The organism is Bacteroides sp. Ga6A2, assembly GCF_000702225.1.
GTDB lineage: Bacteria > Bacteroidota > Bacteroidia > Bacteroidales > Bacteroidaceae > Ga6A1.
Genome location: NZ_JNKX01000020.1, coordinates 25,829 through 50,642 on the forward strand (window position 1 = coordinate 25,829; position 24,814 = coordinate 50,642).

A 24,814-nucleotide genomic window follows, 5' to 3' on the forward strand; every position below is an offset into this window, starting at 1 on the left:
ATGAATGCATTGTGGGCAATTACATACTTTCTTCAATGTCGACTACATTCGTATATTACAGTTTCATTTCTTTTGTAGCTTCACGAACACGCTCTATTTCGTTAACAATAAAATTTACAAACTTGGTAGAATGTGCTTCAATATTTACCCAAAAATCATCATTTAACTCATATTCTTCGTGCCAGTTCCATCCTATATAATTATCACCTTGATTTTCATAAACATCTTCCATCTTTGACAAATACTTTTTTGCAATAATTTTCTCTGGAGCACGCCAAACACCAGAGAAAAGAATCATATTATCACTTTCCATTGCCCACCAACATTTTTTCCACTCGGGAATAGACACTTCCAAATCAAAATAATCATACCTAAAGTCATAAGATTTAATATTATAATTCTTCTTTTCAAGAACTTTGCAAATTTTATTTTCACAAATACTTTTTATCTTATTATTAGCTGTTGAGCTAACAATATCCTGAAGTTTATCAACAGACTCCCAAGTCTGAAGTATCTCACTTAGTTTTTCAATATGAAGTGTATTCATAAACTGTTTTCCTAATTCATTATTGATTATAATATCCTCTTCCCTTATTTTTAATTTATCTTTCAAAAAACTAACATACTGAATGATCGCCGAATGCAACAATGGTTCGTTTTGCACAAATTCGTCCTTTTCAAGTTTTTCAAGCCAAGGCAAAATATTATATTTGTAATTAACACAAATAAAACGGCCTTTATCTCTATCTGAGTATCCAAGATTCCGTTTTGCTTTGTCTGTCAAACTAATATCAGATACTATTTTTTTGCCATCTAACGTGAGATATATAACATAGATTTTTCTTTTAGGGATTGCCAATCCTTCAACATAGTCTATGTATCTTTCTATCTGAGAACTTTGATCTGGAGCATTCCAGATTTTGTTTTCAATCACGATTGCATATGATTTCTTTTCCTTTACAAGCAAGTCTATTCTACTCTCCTCATTACTCAGTTCGGGAAGATTAACAGATATGTTCATTTTACGTTTGGTGATAGTACCAAGCAATGAAATGAATGACTCCAAAATCGGATATTCACCTTCATGTGAATATTGCAGCAATACTTTTAATATCCGTGAATTTGAATTTTCATTTGCGTGAAGTTCCGAGATGACATTTATGAAACAAGGAAGTTCATCAATCTTCTTTTTATAGAGAACATTAAGTTCTTTAGCTATTCTGATAAGAACGTCATTACCAATCATATGTTTACAATATAAATTCTGTCCGAAAAGACACAAATTGCATAATGAGTAATTTTGATGCAAAATTAATAATAATGCAATAAACGTCGCACCATTTCCACAAAAAATCTTACTGCCTTATAATTTTCCCAAAATAGTTTTTTAACGAATTCAACATCAAAGCCAAGTAAAATAAGGCTTCAGCCTTCCTTTAGAAAAAACATTAGATTCTGCATCAGCAAATTCCCACACAAAAAAATAATCCGCAAACTCATTGAAGAGCCTGCGGATTATTGTGTTACCTAAAAATCTTTTGGGCAAACATAGTTAGATAGATGCGCCAGTTGCGCCAAATGTGACCGCCGTCGGTTTCGACATATTCGTACTTGTACCCCTTGCTGTCCCAGTAGTTGCGAAGGTCTACGGTACTTTGGTAGAGGAAATCGGTCTTGCCCATGCCCATCCAGTAGAGTTTTGGCTTGCTGCCGAACAGTTTGGCACTCTGCTGCGCAAAGTTAGGGTCGCTCTTAATCTGCTCGGCAAATGGCTGATTCATATTGAAGTCCTTGCCAAGATGCAGACCGGCAGAGAAGAGTCCGTAATAGTCGAACGTTGTAGGATAAAGCAGACTGATGGCGAAAGTGTGTCCGCCGCCCATAGACAGACCGCAGACGGCGCGTCCGGCACGGTTCTTTACCGTCCGATAGTTGGCATCGACATACTTTACAATATCCATGAAACTGGCAGGAATGGTGGCTGCGGCCGGCTCGGTCGGTCCAGTTCCTGCGCCACGGAATCCCGGCGTGTACATACCAAACGACCACTCGCCCGGAGCAGCCTGACAGTTTGGATTGCCGTTCGGCATTACCACAATCATCGGCTTTGCCTTGCCCGTGGCTATGAGGTTGTCGAGAATCTGGGCGGCTCTTCCAAGTTCGCTCCAAGCATTCTCGTCGCCACCCGAACCATGAAGCAGATACAGGACGGGATATTTTCCACCCTTGTCGTAGCCGGGAGGAGTATAGATTGTCATGCGTCGCTGCATCTTCAACGTAGGACTGTTGTACCACACCTTGCTGAGGTTTCCGTGAGGCACTTCGTTTACTCTGTACAAATCGCCTTTGTCACCCTTTTCTGCGCTTACAATAAAGATGTTGGTAAACGATACAATATCGCGATTGACATAGATATTTGCAGGGTCTTTCACACCCGTCATTCCGTCTATGTTGAAAGTATAACAGTACATCTCGGGAGACAGTTTGCCCGATGTGTAACTCCACACGCCATTCTTGCCCTCTACAAGTTGGGCAACACCGGGAGCATCGTATGTGCCATATCCGGGAACCTCGACAGGATTTGCTGGCAGAAAATCACCTGTCACCTCAACCTTTACAGCCTTTGGAGCATAAAGGTTGAAAGTGACCGTGCCATCTTTGTTTACAACCGGAGACTGCACGCTGGCGCTGTTGAACAGTTTCTCCTGAGCCTGAACGGAAAGACTGCACATGGCCGCAAGTGCCAATGTTATTATCGTCCTCATACATCTATCTCTTTAGCAGATTGAGTTTCACCTCTGGTTTCAGCACGTCGTGAACCTTTGTCTGCTGCCCCTTTACTGATGCTTTCAGAGTTGCCTTGATGTCCTGAACCGAAGCGGCTACGAGGAACTGATATTCGCCCTCGGCAACAACCCATGCCGAAGAAGCCTCATCGAAAGATACCAAATCGGCAGCAGCAACACTAAGCGTAAGAGTCTCACTCTCGCCCGGCTTCAGATTCTTTGTCTTGGCATAAGCCTTCAACTCCTTGGCTGGCTTGTTGGCAGCCTTCGAATCTGGAGCAGAGATGTAGAGTTCTACAACCTCCTTGCCCTCTCGCTCGCCAGTATTCTTGATTGTTACAGACACTTCGTAGCCATCGTTTTTCTTGTCAATCTTTGCATCGCTATACTCGAAAGTAGTATAACTCAGACCAAAGCCGAACGGATAACTTACAGGAACGTTGAACGAGTCGAAATAGCGGTAGCCAACGTAGATGTCTTCCTCGTATTCGGTAAAGTCAACGTTGCGCACATTGCCCTTCTTGCCCTGATTAAGCATGTCGATGCGAGGGTCTTCGTCTATTGGGAAATTCTTTGAAGAATAGGCATCGGTGAACTTCACAGGCCATGTCATGGTGAATTTTCCTGATGGCGACTGCTTGCCGCTGAGTACATCGACAACGCTGTTTCCGCCTTCCTGACCGGCCTGCCAAGCGCAGAGAATGGCATCTGGCAAGTCCTTCCACGATGCTGTCTCTATTACTCCGCCGATATTCAGAAGCACAACCACCTTCTTGTTTGCCTTATGATAGACATCGCACACCTGCTGAAGCAACTGACGCTCCGAAGCGCTCAGATTGAAATCGGCAACCTTGCGGTCGAGGAACTCGCCAGACAAGCGTCCAAGCGTTATTACGGCGATGTCGGCAGTCTCTGCCTGCTTTTTCAGTTCGTCGACAGAGAACAACTTTTCTGCTGGCAGCGGCTGTGGCAAAAATTTGACATACATAGCCTTGTCAGGGTCGCTCTTTTCAAGTTCCTTGATTTCAGCCTCAGTCTTCTTTTTGATATCGCCAAGATATGTTTCATAAGCGTTTTTCAGGCTTCCTGAAACTGAGTAGCCGCCGTTATTCAAACCATCGAGAAGCGACACGACGTAAGCGTGATTAACATTGCCAGAGCCTGTTCCGCCGGCAATGAAATCGTAAGATGTATTTCCGTAGAGAGCCACATTCTTTACAGTCTTGGCGAATGGCAGAGCCTTCTCGTTCTTCATCAAGACCATACCTTCGGCAGCAGACTGGCGAGTTACGGCTGCATGAGCCTTCAAATCGGGTTTGTTGCTGAACTGATATCCTTGGAAACGAGGACTTTTCTCAACAAGATTCAGAATACGACTTACGCTGCGGTCGAGGTCGGCCTCGGCAAGTTTTCCGCTCTTCACGCCAGCCACGATACTGTCGAACTGCTCTTTTTTTCCGGGCTGAAGCATATCGTTTCCAGCCCACATCTGCTTGGCGCCGTCTTTTCCGCCAAACCAGTCGGTCATCACCGTGCCTTCGTAGCCCCATTCATCGCGCAGAATGGTTTCTACAAGGTCTTTACTTTCAGAAGAATACACTCCGTTGATGTAGTTATATGAAGTCATCACCGTCCAAGGCTTACTCTCTTTTATGGCAATCTCGAAGCCCTTCAGATAGATTTCGCGCAAGGCTCGCTGCGAGATGCGTGCATCGGTATTCATACGGTTTGTTTCCTGATTATTGGCAGCGAAGTGCTTTATACTTGTTCCGACATCGTTCTTCTGAACGCCTGCGATATAGGCAGCAGCGGTCTTTCCTGCCACAACCGGGTCTTCAGAATAGTACTCGAAATTTCGACCACACAACGGATTTCGCATGATGTTAAGGGCTGGAGCAAGCAGAACATCGGCACCATATTCCTTAACCTCCTCGCCAATGGCCAGACCAACCTCTCCTATCAACTTTGTGTTCCATGTAGAAGCAAGCAGAGTTCCTATTGGGAAATGGGTGCAGTAATATGTGGCTGAATCGCCCTCGCGCTTGGCATCGATGCGCAGTCCGGCAGGACCGTCTGCCAAAACAACAGCAGGGATTCCCAACGAATCGAGCGGATAAGTCGTACCAGCAGCACCGGGAACAATATTACGCGTAGCACCAATAACGGCATTATCGCCAGAGAAACCGGCCATGCCAGTACCAATAACGAAGTGAGCCTTGTCCTCGAGCGACAGTTTGCCCATCACTTCTTCCTGATTAATAGTGTTTTTACTCACCTTGTCGGCAGATGTACAACCCACCATAAGGGCTGCCATGCCGAGCCCGAAAAACATAATCTTCTTCATAAGCTATTATTTAAACAATAAAGGTGTGAATTCTGAAAGATAGATGCGCCAGTTGCGCCAGATGTGACCGCCGTCGGTCTCGAGATAAGTGTACTTGTGCTTCTTCGAATCGAGATATGCGCGCAAGTCATTGTTATTCTTGATGAGGAAGTCGGTCTTTCCTATGCCTATCCAGAAGAGTTTAGGCTTCTTGGCAAAGAGGCCGTCAATCTTCGCGTTGCGGTCGGCATAGATTTCGGGATGACCGTTCGTGTCGGGTTGCTGCTGGTCTACGGCAGCAGAAAACAATCCCACATAGTCGAACAAATCAGGGTTGTTTATACTGATGAACAGGCTGTGGAAACCGCCCATCGACAATCCGGCAATGGCGCGATTACCTTTGTCCTTCTTCACTCGATAGTTTTTCTCAATAAACTTCACAACGTCGGGGAAAGCAGTTTCGAAACTGCCCTCCATCGTCTTCGGAAGCATCATTGTAGGCACGCGGAAGCCCTCGCTTGTCTCGCCCGGACAAGCCTCCTGCGAGATGTTGCCGTTGGTCATAACAACAAGCATCGGCTTAGCCTTGCCCTGCGCAATAAGATTGTCGAGAATCTGGGCAGCACGGCCGAGTTCGCTCCAAGCATTCTCATCACCACCAATTCCGTGCAGCAGATAGAGCACAGGATATTGCTTTCCACTGGTCTCGTAGCCTGCCGGGGTGTAGACAGTCAGCCTACGAGTCAAGCCAGCCGTAGGACTATCGTACCACACCTTGCTCACCGTTCCGTGAGGCACTTTGTTAACCTTGTAGAGGTCGGCACGCTTGTCGCCTCCAATCAGCAGCACACTAAAGAGATTGTTGATGTCGCGGATATTATAGACGTTAAGCGGGTCGATGATTTTCACGCCGTCAACAATCATGTTGTAGGTATAAAGTTCAGGCTTCAGAGGCTCGGTGGTATAACTCCAGACACCCTTGTCATTCTTCACAAGGTCTACCACGCCCGGCATGTCGTAGGTATTGCCTTGGTATTCCACCTTCTTTGCAGGCAGCATATCGCCCGTAATCTGCACCTTCTGCGCATCAGGAGCAATAATGTTAAACGTAACGCTATTGTCGGCATGAACATCCGGAGATGCCACCTGCGGCCCTTGTCCCCAGCTAAGGTTCTGCTGAGCCTGTGCTGCCATTACCATTATGCAAAAGGCAGCCGATATTAAAAGTTTTTTCATGGTTTTGTTTGATATTTTTACGTTTGAATTTATTTTAATGCGAGTTCTGCAACACAAGAGATTTCAAAAAAGGTAAACCTCGCTATTTGTATTGTTATAGTTGAAAAAAAGTTGGTTACAATATAGATATGCAATAATCACCAATGACAAAGCTACGATATTTTTCTGTACTACGAATAAAAAAGACAAAAAAATTGAACAGCTAAATTGGAAATTTTTTTCGTTTGCCTTAACAGAGCGGATGCAGAAAGTCCAAAAAACGACAAGATAAAGACCAACCATACGACTTTGTGTGAAAAAGTCAGACTGATTAAAGGAATCAACTCATATGGCTAATTATCAGACTACATGTTCACTCAAGTATTTTTCTGCCTAAGTTTCCAAATAATGCTGAGAAACACAACTTGCACATGGCATTCAAAAAAAAAATCACATTTTAGTTGTCTTTTAACAAAATAAAATTTACTTTTGTTCCAATTTTCAGTTCAATGTTTTACTCAAAAGGAAAAACGAGAAGTTGTATAATTTATAAATTTCACCACTATGATTAATCTGGAAAAGGGACAACGCATAAGCATGGACAAAGGCTTGTCGTTAGTTAAGATTGGCTTGGGCTGGGACCCAAACGAAGGAACAGGATTTGATTTCGACTTGGATGCAGCAGCATTCATGGTTGGATACAACGGACAGATTCCTTCTCAGGAATATTTCGTATTCTACAACAACCCAAAATCGCCAGACGGCTCTGTTGAATCAACAGGCGACGACACAACAGGCAGAAACTCAAACGAAGGAGACGACGAAACCCTAAACATAGACCTTTCTAAGGTAAACACCGAAATTCAGGAGATTATTTTCACCGCCACAATTCACAAGGCCGAGGAGAGAAAGCAGAACTTCGGACAGGTACGCAACTCGTACATCCGCATATTCGATACCGTAAAGAACGAAGAAATTGCACGCTACGACCTCGACGAAGACTTCTCTATCGAGACAGCCGTAGAGTTTGGACGCCTATACCGCCGTGGCGATGAATGGAAGTTCGAGGCTATCGGAAACGGTAGCAAGGGCGGACTCGAATCTCTTTGCAACAAATACGCTAAACTATTTATCTAAACATGGCTATCAGACTCGAAAAAGGTCAAAACACCAAGCTAAGCCTTAACAACTTTCACGTTGGATTAGGATGGGACGTAAGAGAAGACAACACTTCGAACGATGATTTTGACCTCGATGTTTCGGCATTCATGCTGAACGACACAAAGAAAATTCCAGCCGACGAATACCTTGTATTCTACAACTCAGAAAACAGACTGAAGGTTTATTTAGACGGTCCTAAGAAAGGAGAACTTGTACAGCCCCTCAACATTGTATCATACAAACTATGGGGAGATATGTGCGATACCATGAGATCGGAATCACGACCGGTAGACCCAGAAATCTCAGTAATCGGCTCTATCGACGATACTGACGGCTCTACTTCTGAAGGCGGTGACGACGAGACAATGGACATCAACCTGTCTAAAATCAGAGACGACATAAAGGAAATTGTCATCTGCGTAAGCATACACGACTATGCCAACAGAAGACAGAATTTCGGTCAGGTAGAAAAAGCCTATGTAAGACTATACAAGCCGGGACAGGCCGAAGGCGAAGGCGATTACATATACGATTTGTCCGAAGACTTCTCAACCTGCGCCTCTGTTGAGTTCTGCCGAATATACAGAAAAGACGGAGACTGGAAGATTCAGGCACTCGGCGTAGGCCACAAAGGCGGACTCGAAGAATTAGTTGCTAAATTCGTATAGCATGATTATACTTGAGAAAACAGGAGACAAGCATCGCATAAACCTCGAAAAAGGCAGTTCAACAAACGGCGAGATAATAATAAGCCTCGACTGGAACAAAGACGAAGACAATCCCATAGACTTAGACCTTGGATGCTTCTACGAACTGCGCAGCGGAACAAAACGACTGATTGACGGACTTCAGTTCTCGCACGGACGAGGCGGAAGCCGCGAACAAAAGACAAACCAAGGCTCGTACAATCACCATCCGTACATCTGGCACACAGGCGACGACCGCATTGGAGGTTCGGGAGAAACAATCCTCGTGAATCCAAAGGGCATAAACGAAATAAAGCGCATGACAATCTACACGTTCATCTTCGCTGGTGCCACAAGATGGTCGGCAACCAACGCGGTGGTAAAAGTCAAAGTACCAGGGCAGGAAGAAGTGGTTGTAGAAATGGGTGCACAGTCTGACAACAAAAGATTCTGCGCCATTGCCGAACTCGATTTTGGAGGCGACAGCTCAATCACTGTAAAGAAACTTGTAACGTTTCACGACAACCACAGCAACTGCGACGCCATGTACAACTGGGGATTCAAGTATAATGTCGGAAGCAAAGATTAACTTTTAAAATAATATTTTATGGCTATAATTTTAGAAAAGAAACTTGAAAAGGGCCAGAAGATAAACCTTGACAAAGGCGACGGCTCTAAAATGACCAAATTCTGTGTAGGCTGCAACTGGGGAATGATGGAAACAGGACGCACCGTTGAAGTTGTTGACGAAAGCGGATTCCTCGGAATTGGCAGAAAGACACATTTCGAGAAAGAAAAGGTTAATGTCGACCTTGACCTTAGCTGCATTATGGTAGATGCAAACGGAAAGATATGCGACCATATCTATTCTCCTCTATACCGTCCGTCTTTCCTGTCACAGTACGGAATGCCTGCCGGAAAACTCGACTCATCAGACCGTGCACTGCACCACACAGGAGACGACCTCGAAGGTGATGCCAACGGAGATGACGGCTTAGACAACGAAATCATAACAGTTGACCTCGACAAGGTAAACAGCAACGTTGACCAGATATTCTTCTTCCTTAACAACTGCGGAAACGAGGATTTCTCTCAGATTCCTTACGCTACAATCAGAATGTTCGAAGGAACACCAGACCGCGCACCAAAGCAGATATTCGCATCGTACGATGTTGCTGCCGAGGCTCAGTACAAAGGCAAGAAGGCTCTTATCATGGGAAAACTATACCGCCGAAACGGAGAGTGGAAGTTTGCTGCCATCGGCGATGCTTCAGACGACCAGAATGTTTGCCTTACCATTAAGCGCATCCTGACTTCTTACGCTAAATAAGAGCAAGAAAGTACCATCTTTCTTTTTTTATAAAAACAACTAAAAACATTTTTTATGCGAAGATTACCAGTCTATCTCCTGCTCGATACATCTGGCTCGATGTATGGCGAACCTATCGAGGCTGTTAAGAATGGTGTTCAGACTCTGATCTCTACTTTGCGTAGCGATCCATACGCATTAGAGACGGCATACATCAGCATCATTACATTCAACACTTCGGCACAACAGCTTACTCCGCTTACCGAACTTGCTGCATTTCAGCAGCCAAATATCGATGCCAGCGGATGCACAGCCTTGGGCGAAGCACTCAATCTGCTTGCACAGAAAATCGACTCTGAAATAACCAAGACTACAGCCGAAGTGAAAGGCGACTGGCGTCCACTGGTGTTCATCATGACCGACGGAGAGCCAACAGACAGCCTTACACAAGGTTTGGCAGAGTTCAAGAAACGCAAGTGCGGAATGGTGGTTGCCTGCGCTGCCGGTCAGGGAGCCAACACCAACACCCTGAAGCAGATTACCGAGAATGTTGTTCAGCTTGACACAGCAGACAGCGCAACAATCAAGGCATTCTTCAAATGGGTTTCTGCATCAATCAGCACAAGCAGCAAATCAATAGAAGACACAGCCTGCGAGGCAACAACCATGAGCGAGTTGCCACCGCCACCGCCTGAGGTTAATATTGTTGTATAAACTAAATAAAAAGTTTTCTCTGAATGACTGGCAAACGGTCATTCAGAGACTCTTTCAAAAATAATCGGTATCGAAAACAAACATTATAACAACAAACAATTAACTTATGGCAAGAAGATTACCTGTATACATCTTGATTGACACATCGGGCTCGATGAAAGGCGAACCGATAGAGTCGGTTAAAGTTGGATTGGCAGACATGATTGCGTCTCTCAGACTCGATCCCTACGCTCTGGAAACAGCCTGCATAAGTATAATAACGTACGACAAGGAGGTGAAACAAATATTGCCGCTTACCGAACTCGAAAACTTGCAGTTGCCAGAAATAAACGTGCCAGACTCAGGTCCAACGTTTATGGGTGCAGCCTTGCAACTTCTCTGCGAGCGTTACGATGCCGAGGTTAACATCGGCACAAAGGAACAAAAGGGCGACTGGATGCCACTGCTTTTTATTCTTACAGATGGAAAGCCGTCCGATCTTCAAGCCTATAACGAAGCAATTGAGAAAGTAAAGCAACATCAGTTTACAAACATTGTGGCATGTGCCGCAGGTCCTAAGGCAAAGACCGAACCTCTTAAACAACTTACGCACAACGTCTTTACTCTCGACACAATGGATAGCAACTCATTCAAGCAATTCTTCCAGTGGGTTTCTATAAACGTTATCGGAGGCGGAAAGACAATGGGCATAACCGAACAGACAGAACTGCCAGCACCACCTCCTGAGGTTAATCTGGTAATTTAATAACTCTATAAAAAAATTAAGCATGGAAATAAAAAATTTAGAGAAAATCAAGGATTGGAGTATAAACGAACTTGAAATGGATATTGCCCGAGGCGGCAAATTTGTTATCTACACATACACCATTTCACTTATTGCATTTACAACAAGAAGACCTACCGATATTTACTATATCAAGTCTGACGAGCATGCCATCGGCAAAGGATGGCCATTCCTTATCCTGAGTTTCTTCCTTGGCTGGTGGGGAATTCCTTGGGGACCAATCTACACTATCCAGTCTATATGGTATGCGTTTGCAGGCAAAAACATTACCGAGGAGATAAAGGATGTCGCAATGCTTCAGATGCAGTCTGGTACTCCTGCAACATACGACACAGAAAAACTTATGAGTTAAAAAAACTGTATGAATTGTAAGATTATAGGATATGAATACAAGACACTGGAGGTTCAGTTATCCCCCGGTGAGACTTTCTATGCCGAGCGTGGCAGCATTGTATATGTGGAAGATGGATTGCAGCGCGATGTTGAACTAAACGGACAAAATTCAGGCGGAGGTCTCGGTAGCATAATCGGAGGAATGCTGAAGTCTGCACTGTCTGGCGAATCCATTCTTATAATAAAATTCACAAACCCAACAAACGATATTAAAAAGATGGTTCTCTCGGGAAGTTGCTGCGCACTTGTACCAATAAAACTTGAGGGCGAAAACCTGATTTGCAGAAGAGGACACTATGTGGCATCGACAAACAAAGTGAACCTGAACCTTAATATCAATCTGCAAGGAATAATTGGCGGAGTTGGTCTGTTTCAGAAAATAGAAGGAAATGCGACTGTATTTCTCGACTCCTTGGGCTCTCCGCTCGAGAAGATTCTTGGTCGTGGCGAAACCATAGAGGTAGATGAAAATCACATCATCGCACTCCAAGGATTCAGTTCGTCTCAGATTCAAGCAGGATGGTCAATCGGAAACGTTCTGCGCGGAGAAGGTCTGAGCCTTATGAATATCACCGGTCCAGGAAAGGTTTACCTGAGCCCGTTGGCAATAATTCCAAATACATCATGCAGAAAATCAACGTATACATATTAGTAGATTGCTCCGGTTCGATGAGCGGTACTCCTTTATCGCAAGCATCAGCGTTTGTTGAAGGTTTGCTGCAAGCATTGCGCAACAATTCCGCCTCATGCCAATCCGAAGCGTCTGTTATTGCATACAACATGGAGATTAAGGAGGTTGTTTCGATGACCTCCTTAACTTCCATACAATTTAATTCTTTAAACCTGGAATGTGCTGGTCCGAAAAACTTGGGACTGGCTCTCAGCCTCGTAAACAAATCTCAAGAAGAAAACAAGGTTATTTTCATAATAACCAAAGGAAAGCCTTCGGATGTTCAGTTATACAACGAACAGGCAAGACTATGCAAGACCGCAAATAACAATATTGTTGTTTTACATGGCAATATCGAGAAATCGGGTGATGCGTACAATAATCTGACTGACAAGATATTGCCTTGGGAAAACGTAAATCTGCAAGAGATTGTAAAAAGCATCTTCGGAGGAAATGAAATTGCATCGGCAGACGGCCGTGCCTATCTCCAAGACCTTCCAAAAGTAATTGACATTCAGATTTAATGCTTGCAAAAGCAACATCAAAAAAAGATTAAGAACCCTATGAGAAGATTACCAATATATTTCCTCATTGATGTATCAGAATCAATGACTGGAGAACCTATCCAACAAGTACAGGAAGGCATGAGGGCTATCGTGCAGGAACTGCGCACAGACCCCTACGCCCTCGAAACTGCATACATATCAGTCATCGTCTTTGCTGGCAAGGCAAAGTTGCTCTCTCCCCTTACCGAACTGTATAAGTTCTATCCGCCAACCTTTCCTATCGGAGGCGGTACGTCGCTTGGCGCAGCACTGAATTTTCTCATGGATGATATGGACAGAACTCTGGTAAAAACCACTCTCGAAAAGAAGGGAGACTGGAAGCCAATAGTTTTTCTGTTCACAGACGGCACTCCAACAGACGATCCGTCACCTGCCATCAGAAAATGGAACCAGAACTACAAACGTTCTGCAAACATCGTGGCAATATCAATAGGTGACAATGCGAACACACAACTATTAGGACAGATTTCGGAGAATGTTCTTCGTCTTAACTCAACCGACGAAATGTCGTTCAAGGCATTCTTCAAATGGGTTACGGCATCTATAAAGGCAACCAGCGTGTCTGTTTCCGACATGGGCGACGACAACATAAAACTTGCTCCAACAACTGGCATCTGCCTTGAAAAAGTAGACACAAACAAGCCTTGCATAGTTGACGAGAACTTTGCCGTTCTGCTTGGCAAATGTTCAACAACAAAGAAAACTTATCTCGTGAAGTACGCAAAGCGAATAGCCGAACTTGAAGGACTGAAAGGATACGGCATCAGAGGCGTGAACTTCAAGTTAGTTGGCGCATACCCAGTAGACGAAGAAACATACAACAGTCTGAGCGAAGGAAAATCCAACAGAAACATAAACACCACGTCGTTATACGGCAACCCTACATGCCCTTGCTGCGGCAATCAGCTTGGCGTTGTTATATGCGAATGCGGAAATATTTCATGCTCAGACGGCCGTACAGCCTCATGCCCTTGGTGCGGCATGGAAGGAGAAATCGGAGAGGTTGAAAAGGGCGGTATGGACGTAAACAGAGGTCGAGGATAAAATTATGGAAATAGAAAAAATAATCAATCTCCTAATAAACGGGAAAGACGACAAGAAAGCCGAGGGCTTTGTCAGATTTCTTTCGGAAAAACTATGGGGATACTATACAGAATATCTCATGAACAAAGAGACTATTGGAAAGGAAGAGGTTAGTCGCTGGCGCCTTGATTTGCCAAATGCCAAAGAAAACGTTCCGTACGAGAAGGAGGTAACGATTAAGCCATTAAAGAATCCTCTTCTCGAAGGCATCGACGTGCAGATTCTACAAATAAAAGGCATTAGCGAAAACTCTCACGGTCTTTCTGTTGATATTTCAGAAGACGGAAAGGCGTTCAGAATATCGGGAACGCCGTCGTTAGATTCGTTCAGAAAAGACGGCACCGTTGCCGAATCGACTTTCGACCTTACTATCGTTTACAAATTCACCGGAATTGATTTTCCTGATGACGAGCAACATATCCACGAGCAGAAATATCCGTTCGTGATAAATCAAGATCCAAGAAAACTGTGGAAGAATCTTGATGTAGACTGGCAAAATATGCCCGAGCCAAAATATTACAACGAGGATACTCAGGCTGACTTTATAAAGGTCGAGGCACTACCCGACGGAACGCCTCAGAAAGACATCGTTGCTGCAAGCAAGCGCGGACGCTCTCACGCACAAGAGGCAAAACCACGCGACGACCACTTCAAGATGTATCACGATGACAATACAAACTGGTATGTAATGGCTGTTGCCGACGGAGCTGGCTCTGCAAAATTCTCACGCCAAGGCTCGACCATTGCATGCGATACCGTGATTGAGCACTGCAAAACCGAGCTTTCTAACAGCGAAAGTTTTGAGGAAAACATCAATCAGTGGCACGCGAACCAGCGTTCAGAAGAAGCAGGAAAGCTAATCAGTGCCGACATCTACCGCATTGTAGGAAACGCAGCATACAAGGCTCACAAGGCCATTGTAGAAGAGGCAAAAGCAACAGGCAACCCAACAAAAGCATACGCCACCACCCTACTCCTGGCTATCTGCAAGAAATTTGACTTCGGATGGTTTGTGGCCTCGTTCTGGGTAGGTGATGGTGCAATGTGCCTTTACGACCGTAACAATCACACTTCTACATTGTTGGGAATTCCCGACGAGGGCGAATATGCAGGTCAGACAAGATTCCTTACAATGCCAGACATCTTTAACGATACAACAGAATTCTACAAGCGACTGAAATGCAAAATCGTTCCAGACTTCACGGCTCTTTTCTTGATGACAGACGGCGTAAGCGACCCTAAATTTGAGACAGACGCCAATCTTAACAATCCCGACAAATGGGACGAACTTTGGAACGATTTACAGAACAATACGGAGCATCCGGTAAATTTGTCTGACAACAACGAAAATGCACAAAACGAGTTGCTCGACTGGCTCGACTTCTGGTCACCAGGAAATCACGACGACAGGACAATTGCAATACTTTATTAAAAAGAGATGATTAAACTATGGCAAGTCAGAATAAAGTAACACTGAAGGCTAAAGACGGCACCACCGTTGAATTTTACGACGAGATAAAAGCGCAAGGCGGTGTTAAAGATGTATATTTCAGTTGCGACAAGACATACGTCGTTGCATTCTACCGAAAGAGTTTGGATGCAAACGACAAGGTGCGTCTTGAAAACATCGTGAACGTTTTCCACAAAAGAATCTTCGACGGTACACCTGTTGGAGATTATTGGAAAGAATCGTTGGTTCTTCCCGACAGAATTGTTGAATGGAACGGCAAAATAGGCGTAACAATACCATTCTACAACAAGAAATTCTTCTTCAAAGGCGGTCCGTTTGACGGAAAGGAGAAAGAAGGCAAATGGTTTGCATCGGCAAAACTAAAGAACAAGTTCCTGCCTGCCGACCAGAAAGGCAGCTGGCTTACCAATCTGCACATGTGCATAAAAATGGCCCGTGCCGTAAGACGACTCCATGCAGCGGGTCTTGCCCACTCAGACTTGTCGTACAAGAACGTTCTGGTCGACCCGATATCAGGCAGCGCATGTATCATCGATGCCGACGAGTTGGTTGTTCCCGGAAAATATCCTCCGGGAGTTATCGGAACGCCCGATTTTATTGCACCAGAAGTTATGGCAACACGAAGTCTGCCGATAAACGATCCGAACAAGAAAGTTCCGAGAATCGAAACGGACAGACACGCTTTGGCAGTACTTATCTATATGTATCTGCTAAACCGACATCCGCTAAGAGGCGGCAAAGTTTGGGACTTGGACCCTACAAAAGACGAGGAACTGAGCATGGGAGAAAAGGCTCTGTTTATCGAGCATCCAACTGACAACACCAACAGAGTTAAAATTGACGACCTCGTTCCAAGTCAGCTTCCGCAAGGAGACCCTTCAAAATTGCCATATACAATTTGTGGCCCGTATCTTAAAGAACTGTTCGACAAGGCTTTCATTGCAGGATTGCATAATCCAGCAGCAAGGCCAAGTGCAGCCGAATGGGAAGCCGCGCTTGTAAAAACAGCCGATTTGGTTCAGCCATGCCAAAATCCAGGGTGCGAAAACCATTGGTACGTCTTTGACAATACAACAAAGCCAAGATGTCCTTTCTGCGGCACAGAGTACAAAGGTCAGTTGCCAATTCTCAACTTTTACTATGCACCACAACACGGCAAATACATATCGGAAAATTACCGTTTAATGGTGTACGACAAACAGACGCTGTACAAGTGGCATTCAAACAACCTTGTCTCTATCAGCGAGAAGACAAGTGAAGAGGACAAGAAACCTGTTGGAGACTTCCATTTCCACAACGGACAATGGATTCTGATTAACAGAAGGCTGCCCGATTTATATGACGTAACCGAAGGCAAGGCTATACCTATCGGACAGTTTGTGCCACTAACCGACGGACGTCAGATTCTCCTCGACAAGAGTCAGGGAGGACGCCTTGTCATTGTGCAACTTGTAAATAACTGACGGACATTTTCAACGAAAATCATCAAGTAAAAAGAATTATTTGTTCATGGAAATAAGTGTTATCAGGAATAATCAGATGTACGGTCCATACAACGAACAGACTCTACTCTCGTATGTAAATTCGGGACAGATACTCGTTCAGGACCAAGCCATTGCCACAGGAGAAACGACAGCACAAACCGTCGGCTTTTATCTGAAGAGAGCCGGTCTGAGAATCAACAGAGAAAACAAAGGAAACATAATCTCCCAACTTAGCACAATAGGTAGCGAACTTATATTTCCAAAGACATCACTATTCTCAAGGCAGTTCATTTCAGACCAACGCTTTCTTATTCTGGCATTGGTTGGCTTGCTTCCTATGGTAATAATGCAGATTCCGTTTGGCGGCTTCTTAATTTTCTACGAGGTTTCATTGTATTTTTCAATAATTTGGGGATTGTTCTTCTACGCAAGTTTCAATACTCCGCAAGTAAGACTAAAAACGACATTACTTGTATTTTTTCTGTCCCAAGCCTTTGTCTTCATTGCGTGGGATTTATTCGGCCTGCCGAATCTGAACCCGTTCTATCTATTTGTCGACACTTTCTTCCCCGTGAATATCATCGGATACACTCTCGGTGTTGGACTTACCGAAGAACTGGTAAAACTAATTCCACTGCTGGTTATTCTGAAAAAGGCGAAAGAACCGCTCGTACCTCAAACTCTGGTGTACTACGGACTGATGTCAGGAATTGCGTTCGGAGTTTACGAAGGCGTGCAATATCAGATGACCGTGAATGCAGAGCAAGAGTACGACGTTTCGTTCTTTCTAAACATTGCCCGACTCACGAGTCTGCCATTCCTACATGCCTGCTGGTGCGGAATAGCCGGATATTTTCTCTCGTTTTCATGTCTGTATCCGAAATACAGATGGGGATTACGCGTTCTTGCACTTGCCATTCCGGCAATAATACACGGATTGTACGACTCTTTTGCAAACTTCCCTATAATTCCGTTAGTCATCGTATTCTTCGGACTTATGCTTCTGACAATATATCTGAAGCAAAGCATTAACTATCAGTCAAAATTAAGACAATAAATACTAATAAATTAAATATGGCAACAAATCATCATTACACAGGCTTAACCGACGCTCAGGTGCTCGAAAGCCGCGCTAAGTATGGAACAAACGTACTTACTCCGCCAGAGGAGACGTCTTTCTGGCAACAGATTAAAGACTGTATGCATTTCTGGCTGCTGAAAGTGTATCTCGTGATTTTTGTAATCACGGCACTTGCAGCCACCGTATTGCCTCTCGCAGGCATATACAACCACGAAGGACTATGGATTGCCCCAGTCCTGTCGTTTATTCTTTTCATTCTTACATATTTCGTTGCTTATCTTGGTGGCGAATGGAACGAGGACGAAGAAGAATTCGAAATCGACTCGCTATTTACCATTCTGCTTTTTGCGCTCCTTCTTTCAGGCTCTATTGCCTTCTACAACGGAGTTTATGGAGGCGTTGAAGGCTGGGGGCCATATCTTGAACTGATTGGTATTGCTGCGGCTGTGCTTTTGGCAACAACGGTAGCACACATCCTCGAATCGCAGAACGAAAAAACATTCAAGAGTCTTAACAAGGACAACGACAACACTCTTGTGCACGTAATACGCAACAACAACGTATGCGATGTGCCAAGAAAAGACATCGTTGTTGGTGATATCGTTTTGCTTGAGACAGGTGCCGAGATTCCAGCAGATGCAGAACTTCTCGAATGTATGAACCTCACTGTAAACGAATCGTCGCTGACAGGTGAGCCTCTATGTGCCAAGACCACAAATCCTGAGGATTTTGACAAGGACGCTACCTACCCTTCAAACCACATCATGAAAGGCTGTACGGTTATGGAAGGCGACTGTGTTGCCAAAGTCTTTGCCGTTGGCGATGCTACTGCCTGCGGCAAGGTATTTGAGGCGGCTCAGGTGAAGGACGGAGAGGCTACTCCTCTTAGCGAAAAACTTGACGAACTTGCAGGTCTCATCACCAAAACAAGTTACGGTCTGGCAATACTCATCGTGCTTGGCAGACTTGTACGCCATGCCATCATGCTTCCGGGAACAAACTTCCTTACCTTAGCCGGATACCTTGTAGGCTCATTGGCTATTGCAGCCGCTGTTTACTTCGGTCTTAACAAAAAGAAGAACGAAGACAATGAAGAGAAAGTGGAATTGTGGCAGGTTCTTGCATTCATGATTATTCCAATAATCGGAATCTTTATCTACTTTGCTACCGAAGCCTCTGGCGACATGAACTGGCCTGTATTCATACAATATGCCTTAGACACCGTAATGATTGCAGTTACTCTTATCGTGGTTGCCGTTCCTGAAGGATTGCCGATGGCTGTTACGCTAAGTCTGGCATTCAGTATGAAGAGACTGATGAAACAGAACACTCTGCCTCGCACCATGCACGCTTGCGAAACGATGGGTGCCGTTTCTGTTATCTGCTCTGATAAAACAGGAACTCTTACACAAAACCAGATGAAGGTTGTTGGCACAACGTTCCCTGAGCTGAACAATCAGGAACTAACCGACGATAAATTCTCTTCACTCCTGAAAGAGTGTATCGCCATAAACACGACAGCCAACCTCGACTTTGCCGACACAAGCAAAATTAAGGCTATCGGTAACCCAACCGAAGGTGCTCTTCTTCTGTGGCTGAACAACCACGGAGTTAACTATCTCGACATTCGCGAATCGCTTTCTGTCATAGACCGTTTGCAGTTCACTACCGAACTGAAATATATGGCAACAATCGTTAAATCAGAAGTTACCGGAAAGCGCGTTGTTTACGTCAAGGGTGCTCCGGATATCCTTATGAGCCTCTGCAACATAACAGATGACGAGATAAAGAACTACAACGAAAAACTGGCTGAATATCAGAGTCATGCCAACAGAACCCTTGCTTTTGCATACAAGGAGTTGAACGATACTGACGACATCTTTACAAACGGCAGACTGAACATCAACGACTTGAACATGATGGGCATTGTGGGCATTGAAGACCCTGTACGCACAGATGTGCCAGCAGCCATCGCCGACTGTCTGAATGCAGGAATACAAGTAAAGATTGTAACTGGTGATGCTCCAGGAACAGCCAAGGAGATTGGCCGTCAGCTCAAACTGTGGAAGCCTGAAGATACCGACGAGAACATTCTTATCGGTACAGACCTCGCATCTATGTCTGACGAGGAACTGAAAAACCGTCTTCCTAAGGTTAAGATTATCTCACGCGCCCGACCAAACGACAAAGAGCGTGCGGTACGCATTCTGAAAGAACTGAATTATATCGTAGCCGTTACAGGAGACGGTACAAACGACGCTCCTGCCCTTAACGCTGCCAACGTTGGTCTGTCTATGGGCGACGGTACAGCCGTAGCAAAAGAGGCAAGCGATATGACTATCATCGACAACTCATTCAGCACAATTGCAAATGCCGTGATGTGGGGACGTTCGCTCTACAAAAACATCAAGCGTTTCATCTTGTTCCAGATGACAGTAAACGTTGCAGCATGTCTCATCGTTGCCATCGGAGCATTCATCGGAGAAGAATCGCCTCTTACAGTTACTCAGATGCTTTGGGTAAACCTGATTATGGATACGTTTGCAGCACTAGCATTGGCGTCTCTGCCTCCGACAAAGAAGGTGATGGAAGACAAGCCACGCTCTGTTTACGAGCATATCCTTAACGGCATGGGAACCGGAATTCTTGGCGTTGGCGGCTTATTTACTGCTGTCTTGCTCGGAATCTGCATTTACTTCCAGCACACCGATATTGTTTGCCTTGCCGACATCTTCAACGGTAATGCCGCATGGGGCGAGAACAACGGATTGTCGTCATACGAACTTGGACTGTTCTTCACTATTTTCGTAATGCTCCAATTCTGGAATCTATTCAATGCAAAGGCATTCATGACAAGCGACTCGGCCTTCAAAGGCATATCATGGAGTAACACAAAATGGTTCATCATCATTGCCATCGTTATATTTGCAGGTCAGGTTCTGATAACCGAGATGCCGGGTCTGCAAGAGATGTTCAATGTTGCCAGAGGCGGTATCAAGGTTATAGACTGGCTGATTATCGTCGGTGCAACATCTTTGGTACTATGGGTTGGTGAAATCATCAGACTATTCAGAAAATAATACAAACAGGCTGTCCGCATAAAAAACGTTGCGGACAGCTTTTAACTTTTATATTTCATTATTATGAGCACAGATTTAAGACAGATTAAAAGACAAATAATAGAAAAAAAGTCTTGCAGCGAACAAGATGTACACGACATTGAGACTGCCCTCTACGAGGGTGAAGGCGTTGACCTGAAGAAAGGCACTCTGCTTTTCGACATCAAGAATGAATTGCGTCGCCAAGGACACATTCCGGCAAGTTTTGCAACCCTCTTCATTGATGTCATTTGCGGACTGCTACTCGAAGACGAAGATACACCAAGCGAGATTGACGACAGCGAAGCAAGATGGCTACGCGCACAGATAAAGAGAGACGGAATCGTTGACGACATCGAACTGAAACTACTCGAAGAACTCAGACTTCGTTCAATGAACTTCCCTGCCATTCTGATTACCAAGAACAAAATTGAACTTTTCGTCGAGAAATGGCTTTACCGAACCAAATATCTCGCAGCCATCGCTGTTGTCGGCTCACTCATTTCGGCATTGGCTCTGTTTATAAAGAGTTCGATAGTTGTGTACGAAGGACTTGTCGTATTCCTTTCCGACACAGAAGGCAAGATACAGGATTTGACACAGATTTTCGTCGAATCGATAGATGCTTACCTGTTTGCCCTTGTACTCATAATCTTCGGAATTGGAGTCTACGAACTGTTCATTAGCAAGGTCGACCCAACAGAGCAGAATCTTGCCTCACGACCTTCATGGCTGAGAGTTCACAACATCGACAGCCTGAAATCATCGCTCGGAAGCGTTATCTTAATGGTTCTTATCGTATCTGTCTTTGAATATTCACTAAAGACACAGTTCAACACGGCACGAGACATATTGTATCTTGCTATAGGCGTGGTTCTCGTAGCTTTGTCGTTGTATCTCACCCACCTGTCTCATAAGCCAGAGGCACACAATGAGAAAAAGGAGGAAGAATAAATAAAACCATCCCCAAAAACAATAGGTGCATCCCTAAGTCTTATGACTTAAAGATGCACCATTGTTATAAATAAACTGCACGTTTCTGAAATTATCTGCCTACAACAAATTTCTTTCCGTTGCTTATATATATTCCGGGCTGAAGATTTCTGCCATCAACCTTCTTACCGTCAAGACGATAGATGGCTGGCGATGTGGCATCGTCGTGCAGCACAGGGCTTTCTACCGCAGTTGACTGCAATTCGCTTATGGCATCGCGGATTCCGTCCATCATGTACGAGTTGTAGATTGTCAGGTTTGCACGGTTTATGATGGTCATGGAGTTTTCGTCAAGACTGTTGGTGTCCCATGCAAAAGGCACGATGCCGTGCTCCATGCAGAGTTTGTTCATAAACTTGTAGTAGTAGCGTATCGAGGCGTTGTGCTTGTCCTGACTCTCGCCACTGCCCGTTATTTTTCGCCAGATTACTCCGTATTCGCCGTTTATTACCGGGATACCTTTGTCTACGAACGACTGCTTTAGCTGGTTGGCAATCGTTGTCATGGCTGCTTCCTCGCCCCAAGTGGCGTTATACTTCGAGCCGCTAACATGATTCTCGCTACCCCAGTAGTAGAACATATTGCCCCAGCTGGCATCTTCGGTCATTCCCCAGAAATTCCACGGATAGTAGAAGTGAATCTCAACGGCAAGTTTGTTGCCAACGGGGTCAGACGGCATATTGTCTGTCATCCAGTTGCAAGTCTTCTCGGCATCGGTCGAAGGACCTTGAACAACCAACAGTCTGCGAGCGTTGTTTCCGCCAGTTACTCGTACTGCATCGATAAAAACCTGTTCATACTCAATTAGATTAGTCATCTGCGACGAATTTTCCACAGACGGCTCGTTTAGTCCGGCAAAGACCAGATGCTCGTCGTAGTCCTTGAACGTGTTGGCAATCTGCGTCCAGATGGCATCGAGCACAGCCTTGTTCTTCTCCTTGTCTGCGCCCGTTGCCGTAATATTTTCTTCGAGCCAGCCGCCGTCCCAATGGTCGTTAAGAACAACGTAGAGTCCATCGTTTATGCAATAATCAACGACCTCCTTCACCCTCGCCATCCATTCGGGGTCGATGGTGTATGTCGAGGCTTCGCTAATGTGTCCGTAAACCCATGCGCACGGTATTCTGACAGAGCGGAATCCGCACGATTTCACATAGTCTATTATCTCCTGCGTTGTGGTTGTTCCCTGCCATGCCGTTTCGGAATCCAGACCACCAGCATTGCTGAACGTCGTCACCGGATTGTCTCCCCAAGTAACGGCAGCCTCCATTGTGTTGCCCAGATTCCAGCCCGGCATCATCTCCGATGCTATTTCGGTAGCAGTCTTGTCGAGTCCGTCCTGTGCCTTTGCCGATGTCATCGTCAGCAGCAAGCCTATCAGTATCAGTGATTTTCTCATCTCTGTTAGAATTATCTGTTAACAAAATTCAAGAAATCAGCCACTTGCTGCTGCAACTCTGCCTTCTGCGAATCGTCGAGAATAACCTTGTCCGATGTCCATGCCTCTACATTGACAGCCAATCCCACTTGATTCTCCATCACCTCTGCCCCGATGAACTGAAGGAGCGAGGTAAGTTTCTCGCGGCAGTCTTTCGTCTTGTTCTTTCCGCCAATTCCGGTTACGGCAATCTTGCTGCCGCGAATGGCTGTGGCACTGTCGCGCTCCTGAGTCATAGGACGAGAAAGCCAGTCGAAGAGATTCTTCACCACCGAAGGATAGCTGTAGTTGTACTCGGGCGTGAAAACCCAGATGGCATCAGCCTCCGTTATCTGCTTACGCACGCGGTCAACCGATGGCGGTGTAGGGAACTCAATATCCTGATTCACAAAGGGAATGTCGGCGTAGTCGAGTTCAGAGACCTGCACTTTTCCGTCGAGCAAAGTCTTTACAAACTCGCTCACCTGCCGGTTGAAACTCTGCTTTCGCAACGAGCCGACAACAAATAACACTTTTTTCATAATGAGTAGATTTTTAATAGTTTAATATCAGTAATTCATCTCGCTGCAAATATATACTTTTTATCGAGATATTTCAAATTTGCAGATGATATTATTCGTTTTTTTTCGGCAATGAAAGAGTCGTATTTTACAAAAATTGTCTAATTTTACGCATCAAAAAAAAACAATAATTATGGGATGGGATGTTGTACAAATAGGATTAAGGCACAATTTGCCGATAGACGAGCCTTTCGAGATGGCGAACGAGGTTGCAAAGAGAATGAACCGAAATATCAGGCTCGTTTGTTGGAATGATTTCGAACTCGACAAGTCTAATAACATTGTCCGACATGACTTCGATTACGACCTTATTGAACTTGGAGAAATAAAAGTGAACAACTCGTCTGACTATCTGCAGATGATGGATTCAAATTACAAGGCAAAACAAATTGCCGACACGTTGGGCATTGAGAAAGTACGCAAGCTGTCGCAGTACAGCGATTCGGCAAAATCACTGCTCCGCGATCTTGACTACCATCGTTACGATATTGAAGACGAAGAACTTCAGATTAGCGTTTACAACGAAAACGTTGACCTTGACGTTTTCGTTGTTGGAAGATGGAACGCGTGGAGAAACGCATTTCATCCGATAAATATGCTTGACGAATGTACTGAATGGTTGCGAAATTACCGCATGCAGATATACGAACGGGCAAGACTGTTTGGCTGCAACGAAGTGATAATCTGCTCAGACCAAGGTCCTACCGAACAAATTTACAACAATTTGGAGCTTTCGGCAGACGATTTGTTGAAATATGCACGTTCGCGCCAATATATGAAAAACGAAAGTTGGCAGACAACATCAGACAAAGAAAGATGGGAAAAACATGCAAAACAAATCACGTTCGCATCGTTTTTCAGAAACGAAACAAAGTTAGACGACGAAGATTTCGTAGAGGTTGTATACGATGACTTCAGCGACATCATCAATTCGCATAAATCATAATACATCCACAACACAGAAAAAAACAGATTTCTTCCCAAAACTGTCGTTTTTAT

Annotated in this window: 22 protein-coding genes; 16 read left to right on the top strand and 6 right to left on the bottom strand. The window is 44.7% G+C overall.

Annotation, left to right across the window (positions count from 1 at the left end; all coding sequences use genetic code 11):
* Window positions 1-55 precede the first annotated feature (55 nt).
* The 4 genes from T538_RS0107025 to T538_RS0107040 form a co-directional block, all read right to left on the bottom strand.
* Window positions 56-1,246 carry a PD-(D/E)XK nuclease family protein gene (locus T538_RS0107025; protein WP_031532869.1) on the bottom strand — a complete coding sequence of 397 codons (1,191 nt, stop codon included), beginning with the start codon at window positions 1,244-1,246 and terminating at the stop codon, window positions 56-58.
* Between the two features lie 277 nt (window positions 1,247-1,523).
* Window positions 1,524-2,765 carry an esterase gene (locus T538_RS0107030; RefSeq protein WP_051655937.1) on the bottom strand — a complete coding sequence of 414 codons (1,242 nt, stop codon included), beginning with the start codon at window positions 2,763-2,765 and terminating at the stop codon, window positions 1,524-1,526.
* A 4-nt stretch (window positions 2,766-2,769) separates the two neighbouring features.
* Complete coding sequence (locus T538_RS0107035; RefSeq protein ID WP_031532874.1) at window positions 2,770-5,130, bottom strand: beta-glucosidase; 2,361 nt, start codon at window positions 5,128-5,130, stop codon at window positions 2,770-2,772.
* A gap of 6 nt (window positions 5,131-5,136) precedes the next feature.
* Window positions 5,137-6,345: an esterase gene (locus T538_RS0107040; RefSeq protein WP_031532876.1), complete on the bottom strand. Its 1,209-nt coding sequence runs from the start codon at window positions 6,343-6,345 to the stop codon at window positions 5,137-5,139.
* Window positions 6,346-6,888: 543 nt separating this feature from the next.
* Between T538_RS0107040 and T538_RS0107050 the strand changes: the two genes are divergently transcribed.
* From T538_RS0107050 to T538_RS17670, 15 genes are all read left to right on the top strand, one after another.
* A complete protein-coding gene (locus tag T538_RS0107050) occupies window positions 6,889-7,461 on the top strand; it encodes a TerD family protein (protein ID WP_031532877.1) in 573 nt (190 codons plus the stop codon).
* A 2-nt stretch (window positions 7,462-7,463) separates the two neighbouring features.
* A complete protein-coding gene (locus T538_RS0107055; RefSeq protein WP_031532878.1) occupies window positions 7,464-8,153 on the top strand; it encodes a TerD family protein in 690 nt (229 codons plus the stop codon).
* 1 nt (window position 8,154) lies between these two features.
* A complete protein-coding gene (locus T538_RS0107060) occupies window positions 8,155-8,760 on the top strand; it encodes a stress protein (protein WP_031532880.1) in 606 nt (201 codons plus the stop codon).
* 18 nt (window positions 8,761-8,778) lie between these two features.
* On the top strand, window positions 8,779-9,501 hold the full coding sequence (locus tag T538_RS0107065) for a TerD family protein (RefSeq protein WP_031532882.1): 723 nt from the start codon (window positions 8,779-8,781) through the stop codon (window positions 9,499-9,501).
* A gap of 54 nt (window positions 9,502-9,555) precedes the next feature.
* Window positions 9,556-10,194: a vWA domain-containing protein gene (locus T538_RS0107070; RefSeq protein ID WP_031532883.1), complete on the top strand. Its 639-nt coding sequence runs from the start codon at window positions 9,556-9,558 to the stop codon at window positions 10,192-10,194.
* Between the two features lie 106 nt (window positions 10,195-10,300).
* A complete protein-coding gene (locus tag T538_RS0107075) occupies window positions 10,301-10,939 on the top strand; it encodes a vWA domain-containing protein (RefSeq protein WP_031532884.1) in 639 nt (212 codons plus the stop codon).
* 22 nt (window positions 10,940-10,961) lie between these two features.
* The gene (locus T538_RS0107080) at window positions 10,962-11,330 is read left to right on the top strand and encodes a hypothetical protein (protein WP_051655938.1); all 369 of its coding nucleotides are present in this window, start codon (window positions 10,962-10,964) and stop codon (window positions 11,328-11,330) included.
* Window positions 11,331-11,339: 9 nt separating this feature from the next.
* Window positions 11,340-12,023 carry an AIM24 family protein gene (locus T538_RS0107085; protein ID WP_031532886.1) on the top strand — a complete coding sequence of 228 codons (684 nt, stop codon included), beginning with the start codon at window positions 11,340-11,342 and terminating at the stop codon, window positions 12,021-12,023.
* Window positions 11,996-12,565: a VWA domain-containing protein gene (locus tag T538_RS18030; RefSeq protein WP_197025760.1), complete on the top strand. Its 570-nt coding sequence runs from the start codon at window positions 11,996-11,998 to the stop codon at window positions 12,563-12,565. The genes T538_RS0107085 and T538_RS18030 overlap by 28 nt, the downstream gene beginning before the upstream one ends.
* 39 nt (window positions 12,566-12,604) lie before the next feature.
* Window positions 12,605-13,651: a TerY-C metal binding domain-containing protein gene (locus tag T538_RS0107095; RefSeq protein WP_031532888.1), complete on the top strand. Its 1,047-nt coding sequence runs from the start codon at window positions 12,605-12,607 to the stop codon at window positions 13,649-13,651.
* 4 nt (window positions 13,652-13,655) lie between these two features.
* The gene (locus T538_RS0107100) at window positions 13,656-15,122 is read left to right on the top strand and encodes a PP2C family serine/threonine-protein phosphatase (RefSeq protein ID WP_031532889.1); all 1,467 of its coding nucleotides are present in this window, start codon (window positions 13,656-13,658) and stop codon (window positions 15,120-15,122) included.
* A gap of 17 nt (window positions 15,123-15,139) precedes the next feature.
* Window positions 15,140-16,624 (top strand): helix-hairpin-helix domain-containing protein, encoded by a 1,485-nt coding sequence (locus T538_RS0107105; RefSeq protein WP_031532891.1) that lies wholly within the window; start codon window positions 15,140-15,142, stop codon window positions 16,622-16,624.
* Between the two features lie 46 nt (window positions 16,625-16,670).
* Window positions 16,671-17,702 (top strand): PrsW family glutamic-type intramembrane protease, encoded by a 1,032-nt coding sequence (locus tag T538_RS0107110; protein WP_031532892.1) that lies wholly within the window; start codon window positions 16,671-16,673, stop codon window positions 17,700-17,702.
* Between the two features lie 17 nt (window positions 17,703-17,719).
* Entirely contained in the window at window positions 17,720-20,806 is a 3,087-nt protein-coding gene (locus tag T538_RS0107115; protein ID WP_031532894.1) for a cation-translocating P-type ATPase, read from the top strand.
* Between the two features lie 63 nt (window positions 20,807-20,869).
* Window positions 20,870-21,778 (top strand): YqhA family protein, encoded by a 909-nt coding sequence (locus tag T538_RS17670; RefSeq protein ID WP_051655939.1) that lies wholly within the window; start codon window positions 20,870-20,872, stop codon window positions 21,776-21,778.
* A 91-nt stretch (window positions 21,779-21,869) separates the two neighbouring features.
* On the opposite strand, the gene T538_RS0107125 is transcribed toward T538_RS17670, so the two are convergent.
* Both T538_RS0107125 and T538_RS0107130 read right to left on the bottom strand, forming a co-directional pair.
* On the bottom strand, window positions 21,870-23,216 hold the full coding sequence (locus tag T538_RS0107125; protein ID WP_051655940.1) for a glycoside hydrolase family 5 protein: 1,347 nt from the start codon (window positions 23,214-23,216) through the stop codon (window positions 21,870-21,872).
* Between the two features lie 11 nt (window positions 23,217-23,227).
* On the bottom strand, window positions 23,228-23,776 hold the full coding sequence (locus tag T538_RS0107130; RefSeq protein ID WP_031532899.1) for an NADPH-dependent FMN reductase: 549 nt from the start codon (window positions 23,774-23,776) through the stop codon (window positions 23,228-23,230).
* A 172-nt stretch (window positions 23,777-23,948) separates the two neighbouring features.
* Between T538_RS0107130 and T538_RS0107135 the strand changes: the two genes are divergently transcribed.
* A complete protein-coding gene (locus T538_RS0107135; RefSeq protein ID WP_031540948.1) occupies window positions 23,949-24,761 on the top strand; it encodes a hypothetical protein in 813 nt (270 codons plus the stop codon).
* The last annotated feature ends 53 nt before the right edge of the window (window positions 24,762-24,814 follow it).